At 62.5% G+C, this 23312-nt stretch carries 27 protein-coding genes; 19 read left to right on the top strand and 8 right to left on the bottom strand.

The features are described 5' to 3' along the window. Positions 1-86: 86 nt before the first annotated feature. The gene (locus ACQREB_RS08430; protein WP_427767652.1) at positions 87-1262 is read left to right on the top strand and encodes an isochorismate synthase; all 1176 of its coding nucleotides are present in this window, start codon (positions 87-89) and stop codon (positions 1260-1262) included. Positions 1263-1296: 34 nt separating this feature from the next. On the opposite strand, the gene ACQREB_RS08435 is transcribed toward ACQREB_RS08430, so the two are convergent. The 7 genes from ACQREB_RS08435 to ACQREB_RS08465 all read right to left on the bottom strand — a co-directional run bounded on the left by ACQREB_RS08435 (position 1297) and on the right by ACQREB_RS08465 (position 7165). After that, entirely contained in the window at positions 1297-1557 is a 261-nt protein-coding gene (locus ACQREB_RS08435) for a hypothetical protein (RefSeq protein WP_427767653.1), read from the bottom strand. 76 nt (positions 1558-1633) lie between these two features. Then, positions 1634-2416: a heme ABC transporter ATP-binding protein gene (locus ACQREB_RS08440; protein ID WP_427767655.1), complete on the bottom strand. Its 783-nt coding sequence runs from the start codon at positions 2414-2416 to the stop codon at positions 1634-1636. Further along, on the bottom strand, positions 2413-3450 hold the full coding sequence (locus ACQREB_RS08445; RefSeq protein WP_427767657.1) for a FecCD family ABC transporter permease: 1038 nt from the start codon (positions 3448-3450) through the stop codon (positions 2413-2415). The genes ACQREB_RS08440 and ACQREB_RS08445 overlap by 4 nt, the downstream gene beginning before the upstream one ends. Beyond that, positions 3447-3830: a dihydroneopterin aldolase gene (gene folB, locus ACQREB_RS08450; protein WP_427767660.1), complete on the bottom strand. Its 384-nt coding sequence runs from the start codon at positions 3828-3830 to the stop codon at positions 3447-3449. The genes ACQREB_RS08445 and folB overlap by 4 nt, the downstream gene beginning before the upstream one ends. Further along, a complete protein-coding gene (gene hemE, locus ACQREB_RS08455) occupies positions 3827-4858 on the bottom strand; it encodes a uroporphyrinogen decarboxylase (RefSeq protein WP_427767662.1) in 1032 nt (343 codons plus the stop codon). Before hemE ends, folB begins: the two co-directional genes overlap by 4 nt. Beyond that, positions 4855-6618 carry a DUF4091 domain-containing protein gene (locus ACQREB_RS08460; protein WP_427767664.1) on the bottom strand — a complete coding sequence of 588 codons (1764 nt, stop codon included), beginning with the start codon at positions 6616-6618 and terminating at the stop codon, positions 4855-4857. The genes hemE and ACQREB_RS08460 overlap by 4 nt, the downstream gene beginning before the upstream one ends. 37 nt (positions 6619-6655) lie before the next feature. Beyond that, entirely contained in the window at positions 6656-7165 is a 510-nt protein-coding gene (locus ACQREB_RS08465) for a Fur family transcriptional regulator (RefSeq protein WP_427767667.1), read from the bottom strand. A 133-nt stretch (positions 7166-7298) separates the two neighbouring features. Between ACQREB_RS08465 and ACQREB_RS08470 the strand changes: the two genes are divergently transcribed. Beyond that, positions 7299-8552 carry a hypothetical protein gene (locus ACQREB_RS08470; protein WP_427767670.1) on the top strand — a complete coding sequence of 418 codons (1254 nt, stop codon included), beginning with the start codon at positions 7299-7301 and terminating at the stop codon, positions 8550-8552. 42 nt (positions 8553-8594) lie between these two features. Then, on the top strand, positions 8595-10055 hold the full coding sequence (locus tag ACQREB_RS08475; protein WP_427767672.1) for an MFS transporter: 1461 nt from the start codon (positions 8595-8597) through the stop codon (positions 10053-10055). A gap of 99 nt (positions 10056-10154) precedes the next feature. On the opposite strand, the gene ACQREB_RS08480 is transcribed toward ACQREB_RS08475, so the two are convergent. Next, a complete protein-coding gene (locus ACQREB_RS08480) occupies positions 10155-10412 on the bottom strand; it encodes a hypothetical protein (RefSeq protein ID WP_427767675.1) in 258 nt (85 codons plus the stop codon). A 381-nt stretch (positions 10413-10793) separates the two neighbouring features. Here ACQREB_RS08480 and ACQREB_RS08485 point away from each other — a divergent pair, with 381 nt between their 5' ends. The 16 genes from ACQREB_RS08485 to infC all read left to right on the top strand — a co-directional run bounded on the left by ACQREB_RS08485 (position 10794) and on the right by infC (position 22947). Then, positions 10794-10925 carry a hypothetical protein gene (locus ACQREB_RS08485; protein WP_427767677.1) on the top strand — a complete coding sequence of 44 codons (132 nt, stop codon included), beginning with the start codon at positions 10794-10796 and terminating at the stop codon, positions 10923-10925. Beyond that, positions 10922-11305 (top strand): hypothetical protein, encoded by a 384-nt coding sequence (locus ACQREB_RS08490; protein WP_427767680.1) that lies wholly within the window; start codon positions 10922-10924, stop codon positions 11303-11305. The genes ACQREB_RS08485 and ACQREB_RS08490 overlap by 4 nt, the downstream gene beginning before the upstream one ends. A 49-nt stretch (positions 11306-11354) precedes the next feature. After that, positions 11355-13196 carry a dynamin family protein gene (locus ACQREB_RS08495; RefSeq protein WP_427767683.1) on the top strand — a complete coding sequence of 614 codons (1842 nt, stop codon included), beginning with the start codon at positions 11355-11357 and terminating at the stop codon, positions 13194-13196. Between the two features lie 7 nt (positions 13197-13203). Then, on the top strand, positions 13204-14274 hold the full coding sequence (locus tag ACQREB_RS08500; RefSeq protein ID WP_427767686.1) for a dynamin family protein: 1071 nt from the start codon (positions 13204-13206) through the stop codon (positions 14272-14274). A gap of 19 nt (positions 14275-14293) precedes the next feature. Next, positions 14294-15058 (top strand): DUF4328 domain-containing protein, encoded by a 765-nt coding sequence (locus ACQREB_RS08505; RefSeq protein WP_427767689.1) that lies wholly within the window; start codon positions 14294-14296, stop codon positions 15056-15058. Next, complete coding sequence (locus tag ACQREB_RS08510) at positions 15055-15273, top strand: hypothetical protein (protein ID WP_427767691.1); 219 nt, start codon at positions 15055-15057, stop codon at positions 15271-15273. Before ACQREB_RS08505 ends, ACQREB_RS08510 begins: the two co-directional genes overlap by 4 nt. A gap of 36 nt (positions 15274-15309) precedes the next feature. Then, the gene (locus ACQREB_RS08515; RefSeq protein WP_427767693.1) at positions 15310-16224 is read left to right on the top strand and encodes a hypothetical protein; all 915 of its coding nucleotides are present in this window, start codon (positions 15310-15312) and stop codon (positions 16222-16224) included. Between the two features lie 54 nt (positions 16225-16278). Further along, positions 16279-17337, top strand: a complete 1059-nt coding sequence (locus ACQREB_RS08520; RefSeq protein WP_427767695.1) for a hypothetical protein — start codon at positions 16279-16281, stop codon at positions 17335-17337. 20 nt (positions 17338-17357) lie between these two features. Then, positions 17358-18158, top strand: coding sequence for a paraquat-inducible protein A (locus tag ACQREB_RS08525; protein ID WP_427767696.1), 801 nt, complete (start codon positions 17358-17360; stop codon positions 18156-18158). A 430-nt stretch (positions 18159-18588) separates the two neighbouring features. Next, complete coding sequence (locus ACQREB_RS08530; protein WP_427767698.1) at positions 18589-19560, top strand: thioredoxin-like domain-containing protein; 972 nt, start codon at positions 18589-18591, stop codon at positions 19558-19560. A gap of 22 nt (positions 19561-19582) precedes the next feature. After that, positions 19583-20134: a DUF456 domain-containing protein gene (locus ACQREB_RS08535; protein WP_427767701.1), complete on the top strand. Its 552-nt coding sequence runs from the start codon at positions 19583-19585 to the stop codon at positions 20132-20134. 81 nt (positions 20135-20215) lie between these two features. Next, positions 20216-20350 (top strand): 50S ribosomal protein L34, encoded by a 135-nt coding sequence (gene rpmH / locus ACQREB_RS08540; protein WP_427767703.1) that lies wholly within the window; start codon positions 20216-20218, stop codon positions 20348-20350. 14 nt (positions 20351-20364) lie between these two features. Beyond that, positions 20365-20772 (top strand): ribonuclease P protein component, encoded by a 408-nt coding sequence (gene rnpA, locus ACQREB_RS08545; RefSeq protein ID WP_427767706.1) that lies wholly within the window; start codon positions 20365-20367, stop codon positions 20770-20772. Beyond that, on the top strand, positions 20769-21665 hold the full coding sequence (gene nadD, locus ACQREB_RS08550) for a nicotinate-nucleotide adenylyltransferase (protein ID WP_427767708.1): 897 nt from the start codon (positions 20769-20771) through the stop codon (positions 21663-21665). Before rnpA ends, nadD begins: the two co-directional genes overlap by 4 nt. Next, positions 21649-22182, top strand: a complete 534-nt coding sequence (rsfS, locus tag ACQREB_RS08555) for a ribosome silencing factor (RefSeq protein WP_427767710.1) — start codon at positions 21649-21651, stop codon at positions 22180-22182. Before nadD ends, rsfS begins: the two co-directional genes overlap by 17 nt. Positions 22183-22314: 132 nt before the next feature. Continuing rightward, positions 22315-22947 (top strand): translation initiation factor IF-3, encoded by a 633-nt coding sequence (gene infC, locus ACQREB_RS08560; RefSeq protein ID WP_427767713.1) that lies wholly within the window; start codon positions 22315-22317, stop codon positions 22945-22947. Positions 22948-23312 lie beyond the last annotated feature (365 nt).

Here is a 23312-nt window from a genome sequence, read left to right on the forward strand (position 1 = left end):
GGGATTTCCCCGGAGACGTTCAAAAATCCCGAACGCTTCCTTTAAGCTTTAAAGCCTTAATCTTTAAGCTCTCGTTCCCGTCCGCCATGCTTCGCCGATTCGCGTTCCCGCCGCAGCCGCCGGAAGTCTTTTCGGCGCTCGCGCGCGTTCCCGCCGAGACGAAATTTCTCGTCGAGAACCGTTCGCGCGGCGTCGCGGAAATGGGAATCGGCGAGCTCGGCGCCGACGCGCCCGGGAAGACGTTCCGCGCGATTTCCTTCGACGCGGCGGAGACGTTTTCGCTGCGCCCGAAGTGGGAGATTTCCCGCCGCGGGAACGCGGTCTTCGTCGCGCGCAATCTCGCGGAAGGCGAACGCGCCGAGCCGGAGATGCTCCGCGCGGAGCTGGACGCGCTGCTCTCTCGCGCCGTTCCCGAAGGCGCGGAAAAAGTGCCGCCCATTCCCCCGCCGCGCGAAATCGGCGGCGCCTGGTATCTGCCTGCGGCGCGGAAGATTCTCGACGAAATCGGCGCGGGAACGCTGCGCAAGCTCGTGCTCGCGCGCGCGATTGAAGCCCGCGCCGAAAGCCCGATTCCCGTCGCGCCGATTCTGGGCAAACTTCACGAGCGCTTCGAAAAAAACTGCACGATCTTCTGCGTCGCGCGCGCGGGGAAGACGTTTCTCGGCGCCTCGCCGGAGACGCTCGTGAGCCTGCGCGACGGCGCGCTCGAGACCGAGGCGCTCGCCGGCTCGATCCCGAATTTCCCCGGCGCGGACGTTCCCGCGCTCGGCGCGCGCCTGCTCGCCGACGACAAGGAACGGCGGGAACATCGCGCCGTCATCGACTTCATCGCGGAAAAACTGCGTCGGCTCGGCGCGGAGCCGGAATTTCCGGAAACGCCGGAAATCGTCGTGCTGCCGAACATTCTGCACCTGCGCACGCCGATCCGCGCGCGCGTTCCCGCGGGGCTCGGCGTGCTCGAATGCGTCGCGGCGCTGCACCCGACGCCCGCGATGTGCGGCGTTCCCGCGGAGGCGGCGCGCGCGGAAATCCTCGCGACCGAGCCGTTCCCGCGCGGCGATTTCGCGGGGCCGCTCGGTTTCTTCGACGCGCGCGGCGAAGGCTTTTTCGCCGTCGGCATCCGCTGCGCGGAAATAAGCGGGAACGCGATCCGGCTCTTCGCGGGCTCCGGGCTCGTGGCGGGCAGCGTTCCCGAAAAGGAATTCCGCGAGATCGACAGCAAATTCTCCGCCGTCCTCGCGCACATCCAAGGGAAAGCTTAAAGCTTAAAGGGAGGTTTCCCGCGGGCGGGAACGCTCAGAAGCGCATGCGGAAATTCTTCCGTCCGCAGCGCGGGCAGGGGAGCTCGGTGTCGTCCGCGGGCTCGGGAGCGCCGCGTTTCGGCGCCGGCTCCAGATAAATCTTCCCGCAGCGCGTGCAGCAGTACACGGAACGGACGCGTTCGCGGTCGAGCGTCTTGCGTTCCCGCCGCTGGTTCCAGAATTCGACGACGAGGAACGCCGCGACGGCGAGAACCGTGATCGCGGCGAAAAACGCTTCGATGTCCGTGGTGATCATCGGCGCGCATTTTCGGCGTTCCCGCGCGGAAAGGCAATTTTCGATTTTCGGGCGCCTCGTCCGTTTCCGCGCGTTTTCAGGTTTTGTCCAGAATGCAGACGAAGGGCTCGCCGCCGCGGAGGACGATTTCCGCGCGCACGCCGAAGACTTCCGCCAGATTGGGCGGCGTGAGCACGTCGCGCGGCGTTCCCGCGAGCGCGATTTTCCCCTCGCGCATCACGAGCACGCGGTCCGCGAAGCGCAGCGAAAGATTCAGGTCGTGCAGGACGACGAAGACGGCGTTCCCGGCGCGCGCGAGGTCGCGCAGGCAGTGCATGATTTCGAGACGATGGCGGAAGTCGAGCGCGGCGAGCGGCTCGTCCAGGAAAAACGTCGTCGGCGTGCCCGTCGGCGTGATGCCCTGTGCGAACGTGCGCGCGATCTGCACGCGCTGCAGCTCGCCGCCGGAGAGCGTCGAGAGGCGGCGGTCTTCGAAGCCCGCGAGCCCGACGACGCGCAGCGCGGACGCGGCGATTTCGCGGTCGCGGCGCGTCTCCGAGCCGTCGATCCACGGCGCGCGGCCGAGCAGCACGGTCTCCTCCGCCGTGAAGTCGAAGACCGAGCGCGTGGACTGCGCGAGCACGGCGCGGCGCCGCGCGAGTTCGCGGGAACGCAGCGACTTCAGCGGCGCGCCGTCGCAGAAGACTTCGCCCGAATCCGGCGCGACGCCTCCCGCGAGCACGTTCAGCAGCGTGGATTTGCCCGCGCCGTTCTGCCCGAGCGCGACCGTGAGCGCGCCCGCGGGAACGCTCGCCGAAACGCCGTCGAGCACGCGTTTCCCGCCGCGGACGAGCACGAGATTCTTCGCGGAAAAACTCATGCCGCGCTCCTTTCGCCTCTCAGCAGAATGCCGAGGAAGAACGGCGCGCCGATGAGCGCGGTGACGACGCCGAGCGGCAGCTCCGCCGCCCCGCCGAGCGCGCGCGCCGCGACGTCCGCCGCGATCAGCAGCAGCCCGCCCGTCAGCCCCGACGCGGGAACGAGAAAGCGGTGCGCCGGCCCGAAGACGAGGCGCACGAGATGCGGCGCGACGAGCCCGACGAAGCCGATCATCCCGCCGATCGCGACCGCCGCGCCGACCATGCCCGCGGAAATCCAGACGACGGCGCGCTGCAGCCGCTTCACGTTCACGCCCGCGAAATGCGCCTCCGCCTCGCCGAGCGCGAGCACATCGAGGTCGCGCGCGAAACGCGGCAGCGCCAGCAGACCCGCGAGCGTGAAGAGCGCGACGGGCGCGACGAGACGCCATTCCGCGCGGTCCAGCCCGCCGAGCATCCAAAAAAGATAGGTGCGGATCTGGCTGTCCGCGGAAAAATGAAGAATCAGCCCCGCGACCGCCGAAATCGCGGAATTGACCGCGATGCCGACGAGCAGCATGCCGCCGACGCGCATCCGCCCCAGCGTTCCCGAGAGCGCGAGCACGAGCAGCGTCACCGCGAGCGCGCCCGCCATCGCCGCGAGCGGCAGAGCGAACGCGTGCGCCGCGGCGGGAACGCGCGCGAGCGCTTCGCCCGCGAACGCGAAGACCAGCAGCGCGCCGAGCGACCCGCCCGAAGAGACGCCGATCAGCCCCGGATCCGCGAGAGGATTGCGGAAAAGCCCCTGAAGCGCCGCGCCCGCCGAACCCAGCGCCGCGCCGCAGAGCAGCGCGGCGACCGCGCGCGGCAGACGGATCTCGCAGACGATCGCGCGCGCCGCGTCGCCGTCGTCCGGCACGCCCGTGAGCGCGGACTTCAGCGCGCCGAAGACGTCCGCGACCGCGATGTCCGTCGTTCCCGCGACGCAGGAGAGCACGACCGCCGCGAGCGCGGCGAACGCCAGAACGAAAAGAAGAATGACGCGGCGGCGGGTCATCGGTCGGACGGCTCCCGGGCGCGGAGGATGCGGACGGAGACGTCCGCGACGGGCGCGGGGAGCGGCGCGCCCGGTTTGTGCACTTCGACGGCGACGCGCGCGAGCTTCGGGAAATTCCGCAGCAGCGTTCCCGCGATTTTTTCCGCGAGGCGTTCGATGAGGTTCACCGGCTCGCCGGAAACGACGGCGACGACGGCGGCGACGACGTCCGCGTAGTTCACGGTCTCGTCGAGCGCGTCGGTTTCGCCCGCGCGGCGCAGGTCGAGCTCCAGCTCGAGCGAGACGAAGAAATCCTGCCCGCGTTCCCGTTCTTCGGGGAAGACGCCGTGCCTGCCGAAGACGCGGATTTTTTCGACGCGGATGCGGTCGGCGGCGTTCATCGGGCGATTTCCTCCAGCACGGCGGCGACGTTTTCGACTCTCGCGGCGGGCTGAATGCCGTGCCCGAGATTGAAGATGAATCCGCGTTCGCCCGCCGTCGCGTCGAGCAGCGCGCGCGCGCGGGCGCGCACGACGGCGACGTCCGCGAAATTCAGCACGGCGGGATCGAGGTTGCCCTGCAGCGCGAGGCGCGTTCCCGCGGGAACGCCGCGGCGGACGTCGCGCAGGTCGCGCGTCCAGTCCACGCCGAGCACGCTCGCGCCCGCGTCCGCGATTTCCGCGGCGAAGTGCGCCATGCCCTTCGCGAAGACGATCACGGGAACGCGCGCGGGCAGGGCGGCGACGATTCTGCGGATCCAGCGCAGCGAAAAGCGCTCGTATTCGTCCGCCGCGCAGAGCGCCGCCCAGGAGTCGAAGAGCTGAATCGCGTCCGCGCCGGCTTCAATCTGCATGTTCAGATACGCGGCGACGGCGTCGGAGAGCTTTTCCATCAGCGCCTCGAAGTCGCGCGGGCGTTCCCAGGCGAGCGCCTTGATTTTCGAAAACTGTTTCGCGGAGCCGCCTTCGACCATGTACGTCGCGAGCGTCCAGGGCGTTCCCGCGAAGCCGAGCAGGGCGCGCGCGTCGCCGAGTTCGCGCCGCAGAATCCGCTGCGTCGCCGCGACGTAGGCGAGCTTTTCGGGAACGGCTTCCGCGGGCGCGAGCCGCGCGATCGCCTCGGCGGAATCGAGCGTGAATTCCATCGCGACGCCGTTTTCGTCGAAGCGGTAGGGTTGCCCGAGCGCTTCGGGAATCACGAGAATGTCGCTGAACGTGATCGCGGCGTCGAGCGCGGGAAAGCGGCGGACGGGCTGCAGCGTGGCCTCGGCGGCGAGCTCCGGCGTGCGCACGAGCGTCAGGAAATCGCGCCCCGCCTTGAGCGCGCGGTATTCCGGCAGGTAGCGCCCCGCCTGGCGCATGATCCACGCGGGCGGGCGGTCGGTTTTTTCGCAGCGGCAGGCGGCGAGAAAGCGTTCGCGGGAATTCATCGTGCGGGAGCGCCGGCGGCGCGTTCGGGGGTTTTCGCCGCGAGGGCGGAGGCGCGGTCGATGCGCGCGCGCGCTTCGCGGACCTGGGCGGCGTGCGCGTCGCCGTAGCCCGCCTGCACGGTGAAGGCGCCTTCGAGGAAGGCGCGGAGCTCGGCGACGGCGCTCTTCAGCTTCGCGTCGGCGCCCGGGAGCGCGGCGCGTTCCTCGAGAATGCGGATTTTTTCGAAGTCCTCGACGCCGTCGCGCAGCGTTTCGAAGCGCGGCGTCGTGCGGTCGCCGGGATAGACGAGGAAGCAGTCTCCCGCGGGCCAGGCGCGCTGCGGCCAGCGGCAGTCGGCGAAGGGATTTTCGACCCAGGAATTGTAGGCCCAGCGCAGGAAGCCGTCGAAGCGCGCGGCGGCGGCGTAGAGCAGGAGCCAGTGCGGCTCCGCGGCGGAGGAATGCGGGAACGTGTTGGGCTTCGCGGGCGAGGTGCAGACGTAGAACGTCGTCGTGCGGCCTTCGGCGCGGCGCGCGTCCGCGAGCTCGGCGACGCCGCCGGAGTGCTGGAACGCCGCGGAGATGTCGTGGACGAACGGCGCCATCTTCGTCGGGCGGTCCACGGCGGAGACGATCTTGAGCTCGGGCGCGTATTTTTCGACGACGGCGCGGGCGGCGTTCACGAGCGCGTCGGGGCGCTCGTCGAGCGCGATGCAGGTCTTTTCGAGCCAGCCCTTTTTCGCGACGTGCGTGCGGAAGTCCGTCAGAAACGCCTTCCACGTCGCGTCGTAGTCGGGCGAGGCGGGATCGAGCGAGACGGTCTTCTCTGCGCCCGCCGCCTCGTCGAAATACGTCGTCTTCAGCGACCACGAGACCATCGTGTAGCAGGAAATCTGCGCGTCCTCGCCGAGGATTTCGCGCATGAAGGAGACGTAGGCGTCGAACGCGGCGTAGTCGAACTTCCACGTTCCCGCGCGCGTGCGGCGCCATTTGACCATCGAGCTCCAGTCGTCGCGCGTCTGGTGGTCCCACGGTTCTTCGATGATGGAGCAGGTGATGACTTTCTGCCCCGCGTCGGCGAGGCGGCGCATCATCGGGCGCATCGCGGCGAAGTGTTCCCGCGACCAGAGCTTGGCGCCCGTCCAGCGCGCGACCGCTTCCGGGTGCTGCCACAGATCGAGGTGGATCTTCCACGCGCGCGGCGGCGGGAGCGCGAGCGGGAGGACTTCGACGTCGGCGGCCTTGCGCGCCCTGCCGTTCACGGAGAAATTCAGCGCGTAGGCGCCGGGCGCGGCGTCGGCGGGAACGTCCGCCGAAACGAGCACGAAGGCCTCTCCCGCGGGAATCCTGAACGGCGTTCCCGCGGGCTCGACGACGTCGGCGACGGGAACGCCGCCCTGGCCGAGCGTCGAACGCACGTATTCCGCGCGCGCGGGAACGCGGGCGCCGGCGGCGGAAACGAGCTCCGCCGAGAGCTTCGCGCGCGCGGGCAGCGTCGTCTTCACGCGCACGAGCACGCGCTCGCCGCGCCAGGCGACGCGCTTTTCGCCGAGAAAGTTTTCCGTCGCGGCGGCGAGGTCGCCCGCGGGAACGGCGGTCATTTCCGCCGCGAGGCGCGCCGAATTCGCCGGAGCCGCGGCGGCCGCGAGCGGGAGCGCGAGGGCGAGCGCCGGGAGGAAGAGAGGCTTAAGAGCTGAAAAGCCGAACGGCTTAAAGGAAATTTTCTCTTCAGCTTTTAAGCTTTTAAGCTTTTCTGTTTTTTCGGAAGTTTCGTCGTTCATCGTTTGTCCCGTCGTTCATCGGTTCTCCGCCTTTGCGTCACTTCTTCGCGCGCTTGCGGCACGGCGCGTCCGCGGCGGGAGCGGACTTGCCGCGCTTCGGCTTGTGGTTCCTGCACGAGCAGTTCGGGCACTGCGCGGTGATCTGCAGGTGCTGCGACAGGAAGACGAGCCCGTTCTTTTCCGCGATCGCGCGCCCGTACCAGTCCATGAACGGCGCGTCGAACTCGATGATCTTTTCGCAGTTGCTGCACACGATGTGGCCCTTGAACGTGCCCGCGTTGCGCGTGCTTTCGTAGTATTTGAAGTCCCTGCCGATGTCGAGCTCGCTCAGCACGCCGGAGCGTACGAGGTCCGGCAGCGCGCGATAGACCGTGGCGCGGGAGATCTTCTTGTGCTTGCGGCGCGCGGCGTTGAGCAGGTCTTCCGCCGTGAAATGGCCGTCGTAATGGTAGGCGGCGTCCCAGATCGCGAGCCGCGGCGCCGTGTTGCGCAGCCCGACGGACGCGAGCATCTCCGTGAAATTGACTTTGGGGGCGGATTTTTTCATCCCCCGTATTTGAGACGCTTTTGCGAACAAAGGCAAAAGGAAAATCCGCCGTCCCCGCCCGCGGTTTCTTTCCTTGCGGGGAGGAAGGGTTTCGCGCAGAATGACGGAAAACTTTTCCCGAACCGCTTTCCCCATGAAGAACCGAAAGAGCTTTTCCGCGTTTCTCGTCGCCGCGCTCGCGGCGTTCTGCGTTCCCGCGTCCGGCGGAGAAAAACTGCCCGTGACGGACGTCGCGCCCGGCTGGGAAGTCTCCGTCGAAGCGCTCCCGCCGCTCGTCGTCGAAGGCACGAATCCGCCGCAGGGCGTCGCGGGTGCGTTCATTCGCCACAATGGTCAGGGCAAGCTTGCCGTCGCGGGCGGGGCGCTGTTCCCGGAAAAAGGCCCGGCGGACGGCGGCAAGAAAAAGTTCTACGACACGATCTGGATTCTCGAAAAAGGCGCGGACGCGTGGAAAGTCGATAAGGGGAAACTGCCGGAACCGGCGGCATACGGCGTCGCGTGCGGAGATTATTTTTTCGGGGGAGAAAATGAAACCGGCAAAGTGAAATCGCGGATTTGGGAAGGTTCGATCGCGCCGTGGATCATTCCGGAAGACGCGCTGGTAGATCCGGCGCCGGAGTCGCGAACGGAAAAATTTCCGGGAACGATCGACAATGCCGCCGCATTCGGCACCGCATTCGGCAAAGAATACGTTGCCGGAGGAAACTTCAACGGTGTTCCTTCAAACAAGGCATTCCGGCTTGTCTGCGAAAGCGTGCCTTACGGAGAAAACGAACCTCGACCATTTCCCTGGTTTACCGGCTACCGCAATTATACGTGGAAGCCGCTTCCGGACTTCCCGGGCGCGCCGCGCGTCCAGCCCGTTGCCGCGCTGGTCGCGACGCCGCGCGGGGACGCGTTCGCGCTCGTCGGCGGTTTTTATTTCGACAAGGCGACGAAAACGGCGACGCTCGACCGCTCGGGCGTGATTTATTATCCGAGAGAAAACAAATGGGAAACGCTCCCGCCGCTGCCGGAAAGCGTTTCCGAAGCGGGCCTGGTCGGCTCCTGCGCCGTAGAGGACGGCGAAGGCGGCATGCTCATCTTCGGCGGCGTGAACGCGAAAATCTTCAAGGACGCGCTCGAAAATCCCGCGCCGGATTATCTGCGCCACGAACCCGCATGGTATAAATTCAACGCGGATGTGCTGCGCCTTTCGTTCGACGCCGACGGGAACGCAAAATGGGAAAAGCTCGCGACCGTTCCCGCGACCGCCCGCGCCGGTGCAAGCGCCGTCCGCGGCGGAGACTACTCGATTTATTTCGTCTGCGGCGAACTCAAGCCCGGCTTCCGCTCTCCCGACTGCTGCCGCATCAAAATCCGCCGCGCCGCGGGCGACAGGCGCTGACCGTCGCCCGGTTCCCAGAAACCGAAAGCCCTCTCACCCTTTATGAACTCCATCGTCAATTACATCAAAACACTCGAAAATCCGGAGACGGGAACGTCGCCGACCTTCGACGCGCTCGTGATCGCGCTGATGCTCGCCGTCGTCGCGATCGTCGCGTTTCAGGCGTGGCGCAAGGGCGTGCGCAACGTCGTGAGCCTCGCCGACCCGAACACGAAGCCCGGCCTGTGGGCGTGGATCGCCGTCGGGCTGCTGTGGATCGTCGTGATGCTCAACTACTTCGACCGCCAGCTGCTCTCCGTGGTGCGTGCGCCGATCGTCGAGGACATTCCGATGACGGACGCGCAGTTCGGGCTGATCACCTCGGCGTTCCTCGTCATCTACGCCGTGCTGAGCCCCGTGGGCGGCTTCCTCGCCGACCGTTATTCGCGCCGGCTCGTGATTCTGGGCTCGCTCGTCGTGTGGTCCACGGTGACGTGGTGGACGGGGCACGCGCGCGACTACGAAACGCTCTTCATCGCGCGCGCGGCGATGGGCGTCTCCGAGGCGTTCTACATTCCCGCGGCGCTCGCGCTCATCACCGACTACCACCGCGGGAGCACGCGCTCGCTCGCGACCGGCATTCACATGAGCGGCATCTACGCGGGCATGGCGCTCGCGGGCTTCGGCGCGACGATGTCCGACGCGATCGGCTGGCGCATGACGTTCGCGCTCTTCGGTCTCATCGGCGTGCTCTACGGCTTCGTGCTCATCGTGCTGCTGCGCGACCCGAGCAAGGCACCCGCCGACAACGCGCGCGAACAGGCGCGCCGCGAGGACGCCGCCGTTCCCGCCGCCGAAGCGAAGGCCGCCGCTCCCGCCGACTTCGAAAAACTTTCCGGCTCGCAGGTCTTCCGCAGCCTCCTCGCCTCGCGCCCGATGTGGATTTTGCTGACGGTCGTCGCGTTCGCGGGCGCGGGCAACTGGTTCCTGCTCACGTGGTATCCGACTCTGCTGCAGGACACGTTCAGCCTCAGCGCGGGCGAAGCCGGTCCGCAGGCGACGCTGTGGAGCTCCATCGCGAAATACGTCGCCGTCATCGTCGCGGCGATCATCGCGGACCGCTGGGTTCAGAAAAACCTCAAGGCGCGCGCGCTCGTTCCTGGCATTTCGTTCGCCGTCGCGGGACCGTGCGTCGTGCTCGCGGTCATGCTCGCGGGAACGCTCGGCGGTGTGAGCTGGCTGCTCTACGCGATGCTCGCGCTCGTCGCGATGCAGGGCGTGGCGCAGGGCTCGCTGGACGCGACGCTGATGCCCGTCATGCGCTCGCACATCGACGAACGCTATTCCGCGACCGGCTACGGTCTGCTGAATCTCACGTCGGCGGGCGTCGGCGCGCTGATTTCGTTCTTCGGCGGCTGGTTCAAGGACCAGGGCGTTCCGCTCACGACGACGCTCGCCGTCGCGGGCGCGCTGATGTTCGTCTGCGGCGTCCTCTTCTTCCTCCTGCCCAAACCGCAGAAATAAAGTGAATAATGGATAACGGATAATGGATAATGATGTGTTCAAAGTTTTTGCCTAAGCAAAAACCTAAGCGAGAACTATTTGTTATTCATTATCTGTTATTCACTGAAGCCGTTCTTTCTGTGTTTCATTTTCTTCTCCTCCTTTCTCTTCTGCGCCTTTCCGGTTCAAACTTCCCTTAACTTCCTTTGACTTCGCGGTTTTTCGCAGGGCAAGCGAGACGCTTACCCTCCCGTGAAATTCGCGTTCATTCGCGGAAATTCGCGGTTCCCAAAAATCTGCGGAAATCTGCGGAATCCGCGGGAAAAATTTGTGCGGAAGGATTTCGAAAAGCGACAGGTAAGCGAAGCGTGGAGCCATGTCGCTTCCCCTCTAAAAACTTTTCTTTAACTTTCTTTGCCTTCGCGGTTTTTCTTTCGTTCCTTCCCGAGCCGGTTTGTTCATTCTTTCATTTTCGTTGACGCTCGCGCGCGCTCGGGCGTAACATCGCATACGATGACTCTTCATCCCGCATCGCCTCTCGCCCCGTTCCCGCTTCTCTCCGAATCGGCGAGCTTCCGTGATGCTGCGCTCGCTCTGAATACCCCCCCCATTATATCGTAGCTCGCCTTTCCTGAGGCGGAGCCTCACGAGCCCTTTTCGTCCCCGTTTCGACGAAAGTTTCACCGCTTTCGCTGCCGCTTTGCGCGTCCCTAAATTTCTCTCCGCGCTCGATTTTTTGAACCTCGATTCCGCAAGATCATGAAAACATCGCTTCCCTTTTTCCTCCTGCTCGCCGCCGCCGTTCCCGCGTTCGCCGAAAACGACGCGCCCTCCGCCGAAGCCGCCCGCCTCCTCGCCGACCTCGAAAAAAGAGCTCCCGAAAAGCAATGAAATACCTGATTCCGATTTTCGCCTTTTTTGCGCTGTTCGCCGCGACGTGCGGGAGCGCGCTCGCATGCGCCGACTGCGGCGGGAACGTTCCCGCGCGCGGGCTCGGCGTGTATTCCTTGGAGACGCTCGAACGGATCCGCGCCGAAAGCGTGACGTGCAAATACTGCGGGCGCACCGCGCCGACCGCGAAGCTGCTCTCGATGGGCGCGTGCGCGAACTCGCCTTCGGGCAAGCACGTCGTGCTGCGCCGACCGAAGAAGCTCGAGCGCCGGTATGCCGTCTGCCGCTACTGCGGCGCGCGCGCCCAGACCGTGGCGTTGCTCACCGCGGGTCACTGCAGCGCCAACCCGCGCGGCAAAAAACACGTCCCCGCGAACTGACGCTCCCGCGCGAAAACCCTTTCAAACCTCGAACAGAAGAAAACAAACCATGAAACCCGAAGAATCTTCCAAACAGCAGCTCCTCGACTGGGCGCAGGAAATCCGCGCCGTCTGCGAGCAGGAAAACGATTCCCCCGCCGCCGAGATGATAGACTCCGCCGTTTCCGCCTTCCGTGCGGACAAATTCGTCATCTCCGTCATGGGGCTGGCGAAACGCGGCAAGTCCACGCTGATCAACGCCCTCCTCGGACGCAGCGACGACATGCTCGCGCCCATCGACAAACTCCCCGCGACGAGTTGCACCACCTCATTTTCCTGCGGAAAAGAATTCACGGCGGAAGCCGTTTTCCGCGACGGCTCTTCCGTGCAGATCGCGCCGCAGGAAATCCGTTCCTACGCGACGGAAGAAGAAAATCCGGAGAACAAAAAGAGCGTCCAGCTTCTTCGCGTCGTCGGGCCTTTCGATTCCCGTCTCAACGACGTCACGCTCGTCGATCTGCCCGGCGTCGGTTCGATTCACGGGCACCACGACCAGATCGTACACCAGTTTCTGCCTCAAAGCGACGCCGTGATTCTGCTGACGACCGCGCGCATGCCGATCAACGAGCAGGAGCTCGACATGCTCAAGGAAGTCCGCGGCGCGGAAATCGACAATCTTTTCGTCGCCGTAAATAAAGCGGACACGACCGACGAAGACGAGCTCGCCGAGTGCGTGGAACACAACCGCAGGCAGCTGAACTCGATCGGCGTCAGCGTTCCCGCCATGCGGAAGATTTCGGCGAAAAACGCTTACGAAGGCAAGTGGTCCGGAAGCGGCGTCGACGAGCTTTGGGCGGACGTCGAAGATTTTCTTCGGCGGGAACGCGGCAAGGTCGCCAAGCGACGTTTTTACGCCAGGATTCTCGAAGCCGCTTCGCCCGTCTTGGAAGGTCTGCGCGCGCGGACGTTCGCGGCGGGAAAATCCGCGGAAGAACTGGCGGCGACGCGCACACGTCTCTCCAAGGAGAAAAAGAATCTGGAAAAATCCCGCGAGATGGCGGAAGATCGCTTCGAGTCGGAGTGGAACGCGGCGGTGGACGACGCGGAAAGTCGCCTCCCGCAGATCGAACGTTCCGTCGCCGGAAAAATCGCGGCGAAGATTTCTTCGTCGGGAATCATCAGCGTGGGCGGACTCGAAAAGTCGCTTCCCGGATTTTTCAACAAAACGCTCGAAAGCGAGCTCCTTCCCGTCTTCGGCGAAATGGAGCGCCGTTTCCGCGATCTGACGGAAGAATTCGAAACGCGCTATCCCGCCGTCTGCACGGACGCGGGCGGCACGCCGAGCATCCGTACCGAATTCGACACGACGGTGGTCAAGGGCGCCGCGCTCGGCACCGCCTTGGCGGGTAGCGGCGCGCTCGCTTCGACTGTCATCGGCGGGCTGACGACCACGGCCGTTTCCACCGCGCCCGCCTATACGGGAATCCTTGGAGCGGCTTTTACCTTTTTCGGGGTAAATTCCACCGTCACCACCGCCTCCACGGTTCCCGCGGCGATCGCGGCTTTCGCCGGCCCCATCGGCTGGACGCTCGCCGGGCTCGGCGGAGCCGCCGTCGCCGTTTCCTGGGGCATCTCGAAAGCGCGCAAGAAAAACAATCTGCAGGACATCATGGACGACAACGTCCGCCGCACGTTCAGCGCTTTGAGGACCGAGCGCATTCCGCAGTTCCGAAAACTGGTGAAGTCGCTGATCAAGGAATACCGTCTCAATTTGGATCGGCGCATCGCCGCCGTCGAGGAGGCGCTAGAAGACGCGGAGCGCAACGCCGCCGATCCGAGGATCGCCAAGAAAGACGAGGTGTCGTTCCGACGACTGCAGCTGCTCGTTGAAGGAACGGACGACAAGGAGTGACGACGCCATGACGGAACTCGTCTCCAGAGAATCCATCGAAGACCTGCTCACGCTCTTCTGCATTTCGCGGAACTTCCCGCAGAACAAGTGCGATGAAAAGCGGAAAGCCTTTTTCGGAGGATTTCTTCGCGAACTCTCGCGCATGCGGGAACGCAGCCTCCGCACGACTTCCGATTACAAAATCGCGGTGGTCGGGCTCGGGAACGTCGGAAAATCCTCACTTCTCAATGCCGTTCTCGGCGAACGCGTCGCGCCTACGGGCAACCGTCCCTGTACGTCGGACATCGTGGAATTCCGCCATTCCGCGACGCGCTACATTCTCGCCGAAAGCCCGAATTCCGCCGCGCTTCCCGGGAAATGGGAATTCGACGACGCCGCGCAGCTGCACGAACAGCTCTGTTCCATGGTCGCGCACGACGACGGCGGCGACGCTCACGAGTGGAAACGAATCGAAGTCGGCGTTCCCGCCGAGGTGCTCAAAGGCGGGCTGACGCTCGTCGATACGCCGGGCTTCGGCGCCGCGGGAACGGCGGGCGCGCAGGACAACGCGACCGTCCGCGACTTTCTCAACAACGACGTCGCGCAGATTTTTTGGGTCGTGCTCTCCGAGCAGGGAATTCAAAGAGCCGAGCTCGATTTCTACAGGGAATACCTTGCCGCGCGCTGCGACGACGTCATCGTCACCAACGGCGAAGACTGGGACGAAAACGATCGCCGCCGCTGGCGCGCGCGTTACGCTCCCGCGCTCGCGCCCGAATGCCCTCAAATCCGCTTCGTCAAGAACAAGCAGGCGCAGACGGCGCGCGCGGAACGCGACGCCGCCGCGTGGCGCGATTCCGGCGTCGCGGACGTGTGCGGGCGGATTCTGCAGCTGAAAGACACCGACGGACGCATCGAAAGCCTCAATTCACGCTTGGGGTTTCTCGGCGGACTCGCGCTCTGCGCCCTTCAGAACCTGCGGGCGGAGGGACGCGCGAAGAATCTGCTCGATCCCGTGTGGAGCGCGAAAATCTCCCGAAAATACGCGGGAACGCCGCTCATGGAAAACTGGCTGAAAATGCTTTCGGAAAACCGCTGAATTTACCAAGGATACAGTCATGAAAAACGACGATTACACTTACATTCATTCGGGAGCTTCGGGGAATGAACATTCCGCCGCTCCCTTAAAAAAATCTCCGCTCGACACGGAAACTTCTCCGGTCTCTATTCCCGAAATGCGTCCGATAGGAGGGATTTCATCCGTCCTGATTTTCATTCAGGCGCTGTCTGGAATTTTATCGTTATGGGACGTGTTCGCTTACGCCAATTTCTATCTTTGTGTGGAAAACGGGGTGGAGGCGGAAGAAGAATTTTGGGACTTATATAGTCTCCTCGCGGGGGAAAATTTGCCGGTTCCGTTCGCATTCGTCTATCTTATAGCGATTGTATTGATGATTATTTGGAATTACCGCACCGCGAAAAACGCCGTCGCGATGACGAAAGGAAAACTGGATTTGCGCCCCGGATTTTATGCGGCGTCTTCCTACATCCCCATCGTCAACATCTTCTATCCTTACAAAGGTCTTAAACGTATTTATAACCTTGCGGTCAAGCCCGAGAATCGAGATTGGTCTCGGACTTCCGGAATCATAATCATATGGTGGATTTTTTCTATGGCGTGCGGAATTTTCGTTTTCTATGAAATCCGTTCTCCAGAACTGCTTGAATTGCTCGAATACTACCCTCATAAGTTTCAATTCGCGTTGGCGGAAGGATTTTGGAGTTGTTTGTTCGACGTCATCTCTACGCTTGTCTCCATCCGGATTATTTGGATCGTGAATAAAGGGCAAAGCAGAATCATAGAAAGCGGGAATAAACAATGAAAAACGATGATTATACCTACCTGCACCATGCAAAGAAAAAAGCTGAGGCTCCTTTGAAGAATCATGAAAACGTCCCTAAAAAGAAAGATGAGTCCGAAACGGGAATGGGGTGTTTGGGGTGTTCGAGTTTTTCTTGGGGTCTGATATTATATTGGTTTATCTGTAGAGGCGGTTTAGAACTAATTGAAAAATACATTAGAGGGCATATCCAATAAAAATATAATGAAATTTCGGTAAATAAAGAAATTAAAATGTCTAAGATTTGCTTAATCGGAACGGAAGGCGCGGGGAAAACGGTTTTTCTGACCGTGCTCGCGCATCGTTATCAAAATTCATTCGCGAACGGAGTTTGGCTGGAATATCAGAATCCGCGAACGGCGAAATTCGTCTCGACGAACTGGGACACTCTCACGGTCAAGCGGGACTGGCCGCCGTCCACGCCGACAGGAACGTTCGGGGCGTTGAAATGGGTCTTTCATACGCCCGACGGCGCGTCCCATCCGCTGAGCGTGATCGACTCTCCCGGGCAGGACATTCGCGCCATCTTCACGGCGGACGAAGATGAGTTTCTTGACGAAAATCTCTCCGCGCTCAAACAGGAGCTCGAGTCGGCGGACGTCGTTTTGTTTCTGCTGAATCTGCAGGAAGCGATTCGCGCGACCACCGCGATGGAGCTGGACGCTTGCCAGGTGCCCGTCGTCTCGTTTCTGCAGTGGGCGCAGGCGAAGCGAAAACGCTTCGCCTTGCTGCTCTCTCAGAGCGACCAAATCATGGATTGGCTGAAGGTGCAGGGGATTTCCGGAAATTTTGTGCAGAACGCATTGGAGCGCTGCCTTCCTATGGTGCACGCGATTTTGTTTCGCAATGAAATCAATTTGGATTTTTGCATCACGTTCGTCGCCGCCGTTGCGGAAACGGAGTACGCCGCCGGAAGCAAGCTCTCTCTGCGCCCGAAAGCGAATTTTTCTTCCCGAGGACTCGAGAAGGTCGTTGAGTGCATTTTCCCCAATATATTCCCCAATATACCTGAGAAAGAAGAGCAAGAGGGAGTGACGCCTAAGAAAGAAGAGCAAGATGGACTGACGCGGCGAGACGTCATCATCTCCATCATTATTTTATGCATCTCTTTATTCATTACAGGAATCATAATTATTTCAAATTCGTAATCTTTCTTGTCGTACAATAAACAACGCCTAAATGTGTAATTTTTGATTCATGCCATGCGTTTCTTCACTTTTGACTACTGCAATCCTGCGTCCTCGTCGGAATATTGGCGGAGTTCGGACGGAAGCGTCGTTCCCGCTTACGTGAAAGGAATTCCGGGAACAATCTCCGAGAAGCTGGATCCGATTTTCTGCAACGACTGGCGCGGCTCCGACCGCGTCGCGGGAATGAAGATCGCCTCGGGGCGCGCGTGCGTCTTTCGTCTTTACGACGGCGGGCGCGACAGGCGCGGGCGTCCGCACCGCTGGGTGATTTTCGCTGCGGAGGGCGCGGCGGAGGAATTAGCGGGAACGGACGTCGTCGCGGCGACGGAAAGCGAGGCGTTCTCGGACTTCATCGCGCGCGCCCGCGCCGAGACGATCGTGCCGCCCGAGCCGGAAGCGCGCTGGGAAAGGCGTCGGCACGACGCCGCGCCGACGGAGGAGCTCCCGAAGGGGACGACGAGGTTTTTCGGCGGCGACGCGGAAGCGCGCGTTCGGAGATTCAGCGAGACGCTTTCGCTCGCGGGAACGGACGGCTGGATTTTCTTCGAAGCGAACGCCGGGAGATTTCGCGCGTGGGCAGAAACGGGAACGCCGTCGAAGCCGAAATTCCGCACGGAAGACCGCGAGCGCGAAGAACCCGTGCCGCCCGACGAACCGGAGGCTCGGGGGTGGACGAGCCGAATTTGCTCTGCGACGGGAACGCTCGTCGAAGACGCCGGGCGGGAAGGCGCGCCGCAAGAGAAACGGCGCGTTTCGAGGTGCTGTCTGGCGGCGGCGGCGATTGCGGCGGCGTTTCTGATTCTGCTCGGACTGGCGGTGGTCAGCGTGTTCCGGGCGTTTCCGGAGTGTTTGGACTCGCTTCGACACCTGTTGGATCGGCAGCCGCCGTGCGACGCTCCGAAGATGTGTCCGCTCGTGCTTGAACGCACGGAAGAATTCGTCATCTTCAAAATTCCGAAGCCGCTTCCGGAATCGCGCTTTTTTGAGGGACGTTGGAAAATCTTCATGAAGGGCGAGGTTGAAAGAATCGAAATCTGGGAAATCACGAACCCGGAAACGGAGAGGAAATGACGGCGATGCGCGTTTTTTGTTTGAGATGCGGCAAACAGGTGGAGACGACGGCGGAAGGCGAATGTCCGTTTTGCGGGAATCGGCTCGTGCTGAAATCCGAAAAGGACGTGACCGTTTGCGATGACGAGACGCCGAGGGCGCAAGGGCGGTCGCCGGACGATCTTTTCCGCAAGTATCATCGCGGGCGGGAACGCGTCGCCGAGACGGTGACGGACGAAGAAGACGAGGGCTGCGGACGGGCTTGCGACGAAGCTTGGGAAACCCGCGTTTTCGGGCTGTTCTGGGCGGCGGCGATCACGTATCCGCTCGGGATTTTTCTGCCGTTGGCGACGATCAGCAAGCATGTCACGGGGCGGGACGTGACCGCCGACGAAGGAAGCATGCTGGCGCAGGGCGCGCGCTGGCTCATGGATTTCTTCGACGAAAATCCGACGCTCGTGGACGAAAAGAACACGTTTTCGCTCGCGAGCGGGCTAGTGGAATTGCTGACGCAAGGGCAGATTTTTCTCTTCGTCGTCGTGCTCGTGTTTTCGATTCTGTTTCCGTTGACGAAGCTGGCGGCGCTCGGACACGTCGTGTTCGGAAACGCGGACGCGGCGACGCGGGAACGGCTGTTGGCTCGGCTCTCGTTTTGGGGCAAGTGGTCGATGTTGGACGTTTTCGTGATCGCGCTGCTGGTGGTTTCGCTGAAGCTCGGCGACCTGGTGGACGTGCAGATTCATTGCGGCATCTACTTTTTCGCCGCCTCGGTTCTGCTGACGATGCTCCTCACGCAGCTCCTTCACAAGGCGTTCCCCGCCGCCGCGCGGAATCGGACGTAAGCGCGGCGGAGACGTGGACGTCTCCGCTCCCATGCGCGTTTCCGCAATCGCGCACTTACAGCGCGCATGTGTTTTTTGTCCGTTTACGTAGGGTTGAAACCCTACGCTGAACAATCCCGCCCCTTCGGGGCTTGGCGTTTCCGAGCATTTGGGGGCGAAGGCATTCCTGCCTTCGTTCCCGCGGCGCACGATTTTCTGCGCGCGAACTTCCGCCGCGCGGTGTCCGCACGTTCCCGCGAGTCTCCGTTTTTTTGTTTCTCCGTTCCTCTGTGTTAAAAAGAAAGCTTAAAGGTTAAGGCTTAAAGCTTAAAGGGGAGTTTGTGCGGGCGGATTTCGAAAAGCGACAGGAATGTCGCTTCCCCTCTAACGCGGTTTTTCTTCGCGTTCTTTGCGTTTGAAAAAAAGCGGCGTTCCCGCGAGAATGTGCGGCATGAAAAAGATTCCCCATATGTTCGTCGCCCTCGTCGCGGTGTGCGCCGCGTTTTTCGGCAGTCTCGTTCCCGCGGACGCCGCGCCCGCCAAGCCGCAGGGCGAGCCGAAGGAAAACTGGAAGGAAGTCTTCGCCGAGGGGCTTTTCCGCGCCGACGGCACGAAGGTCTCCGTGAGCGAGGCGTTCGGGAAGAAGAAGTTTGTCGGGATCTACGCGTCGGCGTCCTGGTGCGCGCCCTGCCGCTATTTCACACCGAAGCTGGTCGAGTTCTACAAGGAGTTCGAGGGCCAGATCGAAGTCGTGCTCATCGGCTGCGACAAGAACGAGGAGGAAGTCTTCAAGTACATGCGCGACCACAAGATGCCCTGGCTCACGGGCAAGAAGGGCTCGGCGGGAACGGAAGGCTATCTGCGCCGCTACGGGATCCGGGGCATTCCGCATTTTCAGTTCTTCGACGCGAAGACGGGCAAGCGGCTCGTCGCGAACGAGATCGACCTGCGCATCATCCGCCGCGTGATCACGGGCGAAAAGGAGACTTCGTCGGCGGGAACGCCCGAAAACTGGAAGTCGTTCTTCAAGGCGGGATTTTTCGACGCGGGCGGAAAGACGGTCGCGCCCGACGCCGCGCTGAAGAAGAAAAAGTATCTCGCGCTCTACTGCGTCAAGGAGAAGGACAAGGACTGCGCGCGCTTCACGAAGCAGCTCGTCGAATTTTACAAAAAGAACAAGGACAAGCTGGAGATCGTCGTCGTCACCTACGGCAAGACGCAGGCCGAACTCGCGGCGATGCTGAAGAGCGAGAAGATGCCGTGGCTCGCGGCGACGCCCGAGCCGATGGAGGCGCAGCGCTACTTCATCAAATACCGCGTGAACAAAGTGCCGGATTTCCGCGTGTTCGACGCGAAGAAGGGCGAGCTCGTCTGCGAAGGGACGAATCTGGGCGACGTCAAGAAGGCCGTCGGCGCGAAGTGAGGCGCGCGGAGCATTTTCGGCGATGGAAGCGCTCGGAGAGATTCTTTGGCTGGTGCTGGCGTTTTCGGCGATTCTGGTCGGGACGGTCGGCGTGTTCGTTCCCGTGATTCCCGGGCCGCTGCTTGCGTGGAGCGGAATCCTGGTCTATTTTCTGGCGACGCCGGCGGAGGCGCTGCTGCCGAGCGTGAACGTGTGGACGATTTCGGTTTCCGGCGCGTTCGTCGCGGCGTCGTTCGTGTTCGATTATCTGTCGAGCTACTGGGGCGCGGTGAAATTCGGCGCGACGTGGCGCGGGGGCGTCGGCGCGCTGGTCGGCGCGATTGCGTTCCCGCTGGTGCTGTCGCTTTTCATGGCGGGGATTCCCGGCGCGGTGCTGGGGCTGCTCGTGGGTCCGATCGTCGGCGCGTTCGTCGGCGAATATCTCGGCGGGAATACCTGCGGCGGGAGCGCGCGGGCGGGGCTGGGGACGCTCGCGGGCGCGATCGCGGCGACGCTGGTGAAGCTGTTCGTGTGCACGGCGCTTTTCGTCTGGATGGTCTGCGCCGCGCTCGCGGGAGCGCTGGCGGGAAGCTGACGCTCGGAAAAACGCTGTTGACAGGCTCGGCGCGAAGCTGTTTCATCAGCAATTCAACTTTAAATTCAGGAGACATTCATTATGCAACCGACTTATCGTCCTTCGAAACTTTGCCGCGCGCGCAAGTGCGGTTTCCGTGCTCGTATGCGCACCCGCGGCGGTCGCGCGGTGATCAATAATCGTCGCGCTCAGGGACGCAAGCGTCTCGCCGACTAAGCGCGCGGGAACGCATGCGTTTTTCCGCTTCGACCAGACTTCGGCGCCAAGCCGATTTCGTTCGTCTGAAAACAGAAGGCTCGCGGTATGACTGCGGGTCTTTTGTGTTGAATGCGGCTCCGCCTTCGGCGGAAGACGGCGCGGAAACGCGCGGGTTCGCGCGGCTGGGCGTCATCGCCTCCAAAAAAATGGTGAGCCGGCGGGCCGTCGTCCGGAATCGGGCGAAGCGCGTTTTCCGCCAGATTTTTCGGACGCATCCCGAGGCTTTTCCCGCGGGATGGGACGTAATCGTTATTGCGCGCGGGACGTTTTCGAGGCAAACTGTGAAGGAGTTGACGGCGAAGTATCTGGAAGGCGCGAGGCGGCTCGTCGCCAGGCTTTCCGGGAAGGCCGCCGCTCCCCGCTTCAAAGAAAAACCATGAAAAAGAAGAACTTTTTTAAACTGATCAAGGGCTTTCCGGTGCGCGTCGCGCTGGGAGTGATTTTCTTTTATCGCCGCGCGATTTCTCCGGTGCTTCATGCGTTTTTCGGGTCGGAGGGCTTTTGCCGCTTCACGCCGTCGTGTTCGGAATACGCGCGGCAGGCGCTCATGCGTCACGGATTTCTGAAGGGGACGGCGCTGTCGTTTTATCGCGTGCTGCGGTGCAATCCGCTCTGCGCGGGCGGGGCGGATCCCGTGCCGCCGACGGGGCGCTGGCGCAACCGTCACGAGAAGGTCGGGATTTTCGGCGGCTGTTTCGATCCGGTTCACAACGCGCATCTGACGCTCGCGGAAGCGGCGCGCGACGCGTTGGGGCTGGACCGCGTGATTTTCGTTCCCGCGGCGCATTCGCCGCTCAAGGAAGGCGAGCCGAGCGCGTCCGGCGACGCGCGTCTGGAGATGCTGAACGCTGCTATCGAGAAGCGCTCGGGCTTCGAGGTCTCCGACTGGGAGCTCGTGCGCGGCGGGAAAAGCTATTCCGTGGAGACGGCGAAGCATTTCGCGGAGCTGTTCCCGTTCGCGGAGTTCTATTGGCTGCTCGGCGCGGACCAGCTCGCCGTGCTCGACTCCTGGAAGGACGTCGGCGAGCTCGCGCGGATCGTGCGTTTCGCGGCGATGTGCCGCGACGGCAATTCGCTGCCCGCGCTTCCTGGCGACCTCGCGAAGTTCGTCAGCGTGGAGCCGCTTTCGGTGCCTCCGGTGGACATCAGCTCGACGTTCATCCGCGAAAAAATTTCGACGCTTTCCAATGAGGAGCTCGAGCGCTACATGCCGCGTTCCGTCATTCGGATCATCCGCAAAAACAATCTTTACGTTCATGCCGAAAAAGACTGAATCCGCCGCCGGGAAAAAGGCTCCCGCGACGAAACGCGTTCCCGCGAAGACGGGAACGGCAAAGAAGAAAACCGCTTCCGGATCCGCGGCCGCGCCGAAGCGCGCGAAGAAGCCCGCCGCCGCCGCGACGCGCGCGAAGGCGAAGAAGGCGGCGGCGCCCGTCGAAAAAATCGGGCACGGCATGGATCTGGTCCGCCGCTGCGTCGCCGCTCTCGAAGAGAAAAAGGCGCGCGACGTCGAGGTGATCCGCGTCGGCGAATCGTCTTCCGTGACGGATTATTACGTGCTTGCGACGGGAACGTCGGATCCGCACCTGCGCTCCATCCGCATCGAGCTGGAGAAGGCGATCGACGCCGTCGTTCCCGAGGGAACGGTGCGGATTCAGAACGAGCCCGGCAGCGGCTGGTGCGTCGTGGACGCGTTCGACGTCGTCGTGCACGTTTTCGCGGCGGAGCAGCGCGTGCGCTACAATCTGGAGGAGCTTTACGCGTCCGGCGAAAAGATTTCGCTCGAATGAGCCTTTCCGCGCCGGAAATTTAAATTGTGCTTTTTGCGCAAATCGCTCACGATTCTCTCATCTTTCAACAAACGAAGGAACTGAATGGCAGCACCCAAGCAATTTAGCGGCAACAGCGCCGCGCGTCCCGGAATGAACCGCAACGGAAACGGCCGCGACGGAAGAAACAACCGCCGCGGGCACGACAACGGTCCGCGCCGCAACGAACGCATCCGCGTTCCCGAAATCCGCTGCATCGGCCCGCGGGGCGAGCAGCTTGGCGTCATCGCAACGAAGGAAGCGCTTGAGATCGCGCGCCTGCACGGGCTCGATCTGCTCGAAATCGCTCCGACCGCGCAGCCGCCCGTCTGCCGCATCGTCGATTACGGAAAGTATCTTTACGAGGAGTCCAAAAAGCAGAAGCAGCAGAAGCAGGCCGCCACGAAGATGAAGGAGGTCAAGTTGCGTCCGCGCATCGACGACCACGATCTGTTCGTCAAGGTGCGCCTTGCCGAGATGTTTCTCTTCAACGGGAACAAGGTGAAGGTCACGCTGATGTTCCGCTGGCGCGAACTTGAGCATCCCGAGTATGGTTTCGAAGCGGTGCAGAAACTGGTCGACGCCGTCGCGCACGTCGGCACGCTCGACAATCAGCCCAAACTCATGGGCCGTTCCATCACCGCGATGCTTTCGCCCGTGCCGCAGAATCGCCGCAAGCTCATTCACAACGCAGCGCCCGTGGACGACGAGGATCTCGCCGACGCCGACGACGGCGAAGAAGCGTAAGCGTTCCGGAGATTTTCGAGAACGGCGTTCCCGCGCGGGAGCGCCGTTTTTTGCGCCCCGCCTCGGCGCGCGTCCGCGATTTTTTGTAGTCGAAATCCGGATACGTCTGAGGCTCGGCGTCCCCCCCCCCCTCTTCAGCTCGTAATTTATTTTCGGATACGCTTCCCGTCGTCCCCGGGGAACTTCACTTGTTCTTAAAATTTACTTACGTTTTAGGCGCGTGCCGGTTTCCGTCGTTTTCGTCCTTTAGGTCCTTTTTCGTCCTTTTCGCCGTTTTTCGGGTCGTTTCAGGATGTTTTCCGGGTGTTCAGAGGTGTTTTTGGAGGAGTTTTTGCGGGGTTGCGGGGCGAGTGTTTCTGAAAAAA

The sequence above is a fragment of the Candidatus Spyradosoma sp. SGI.093 genome, assembly GCF_050314555.1.
In the GTDB taxonomy this organism is placed as follows: domain Bacteria; phylum Verrucomicrobiota; class Verrucomicrobiia; order Opitutales; family UBA953; genus Spyradosoma.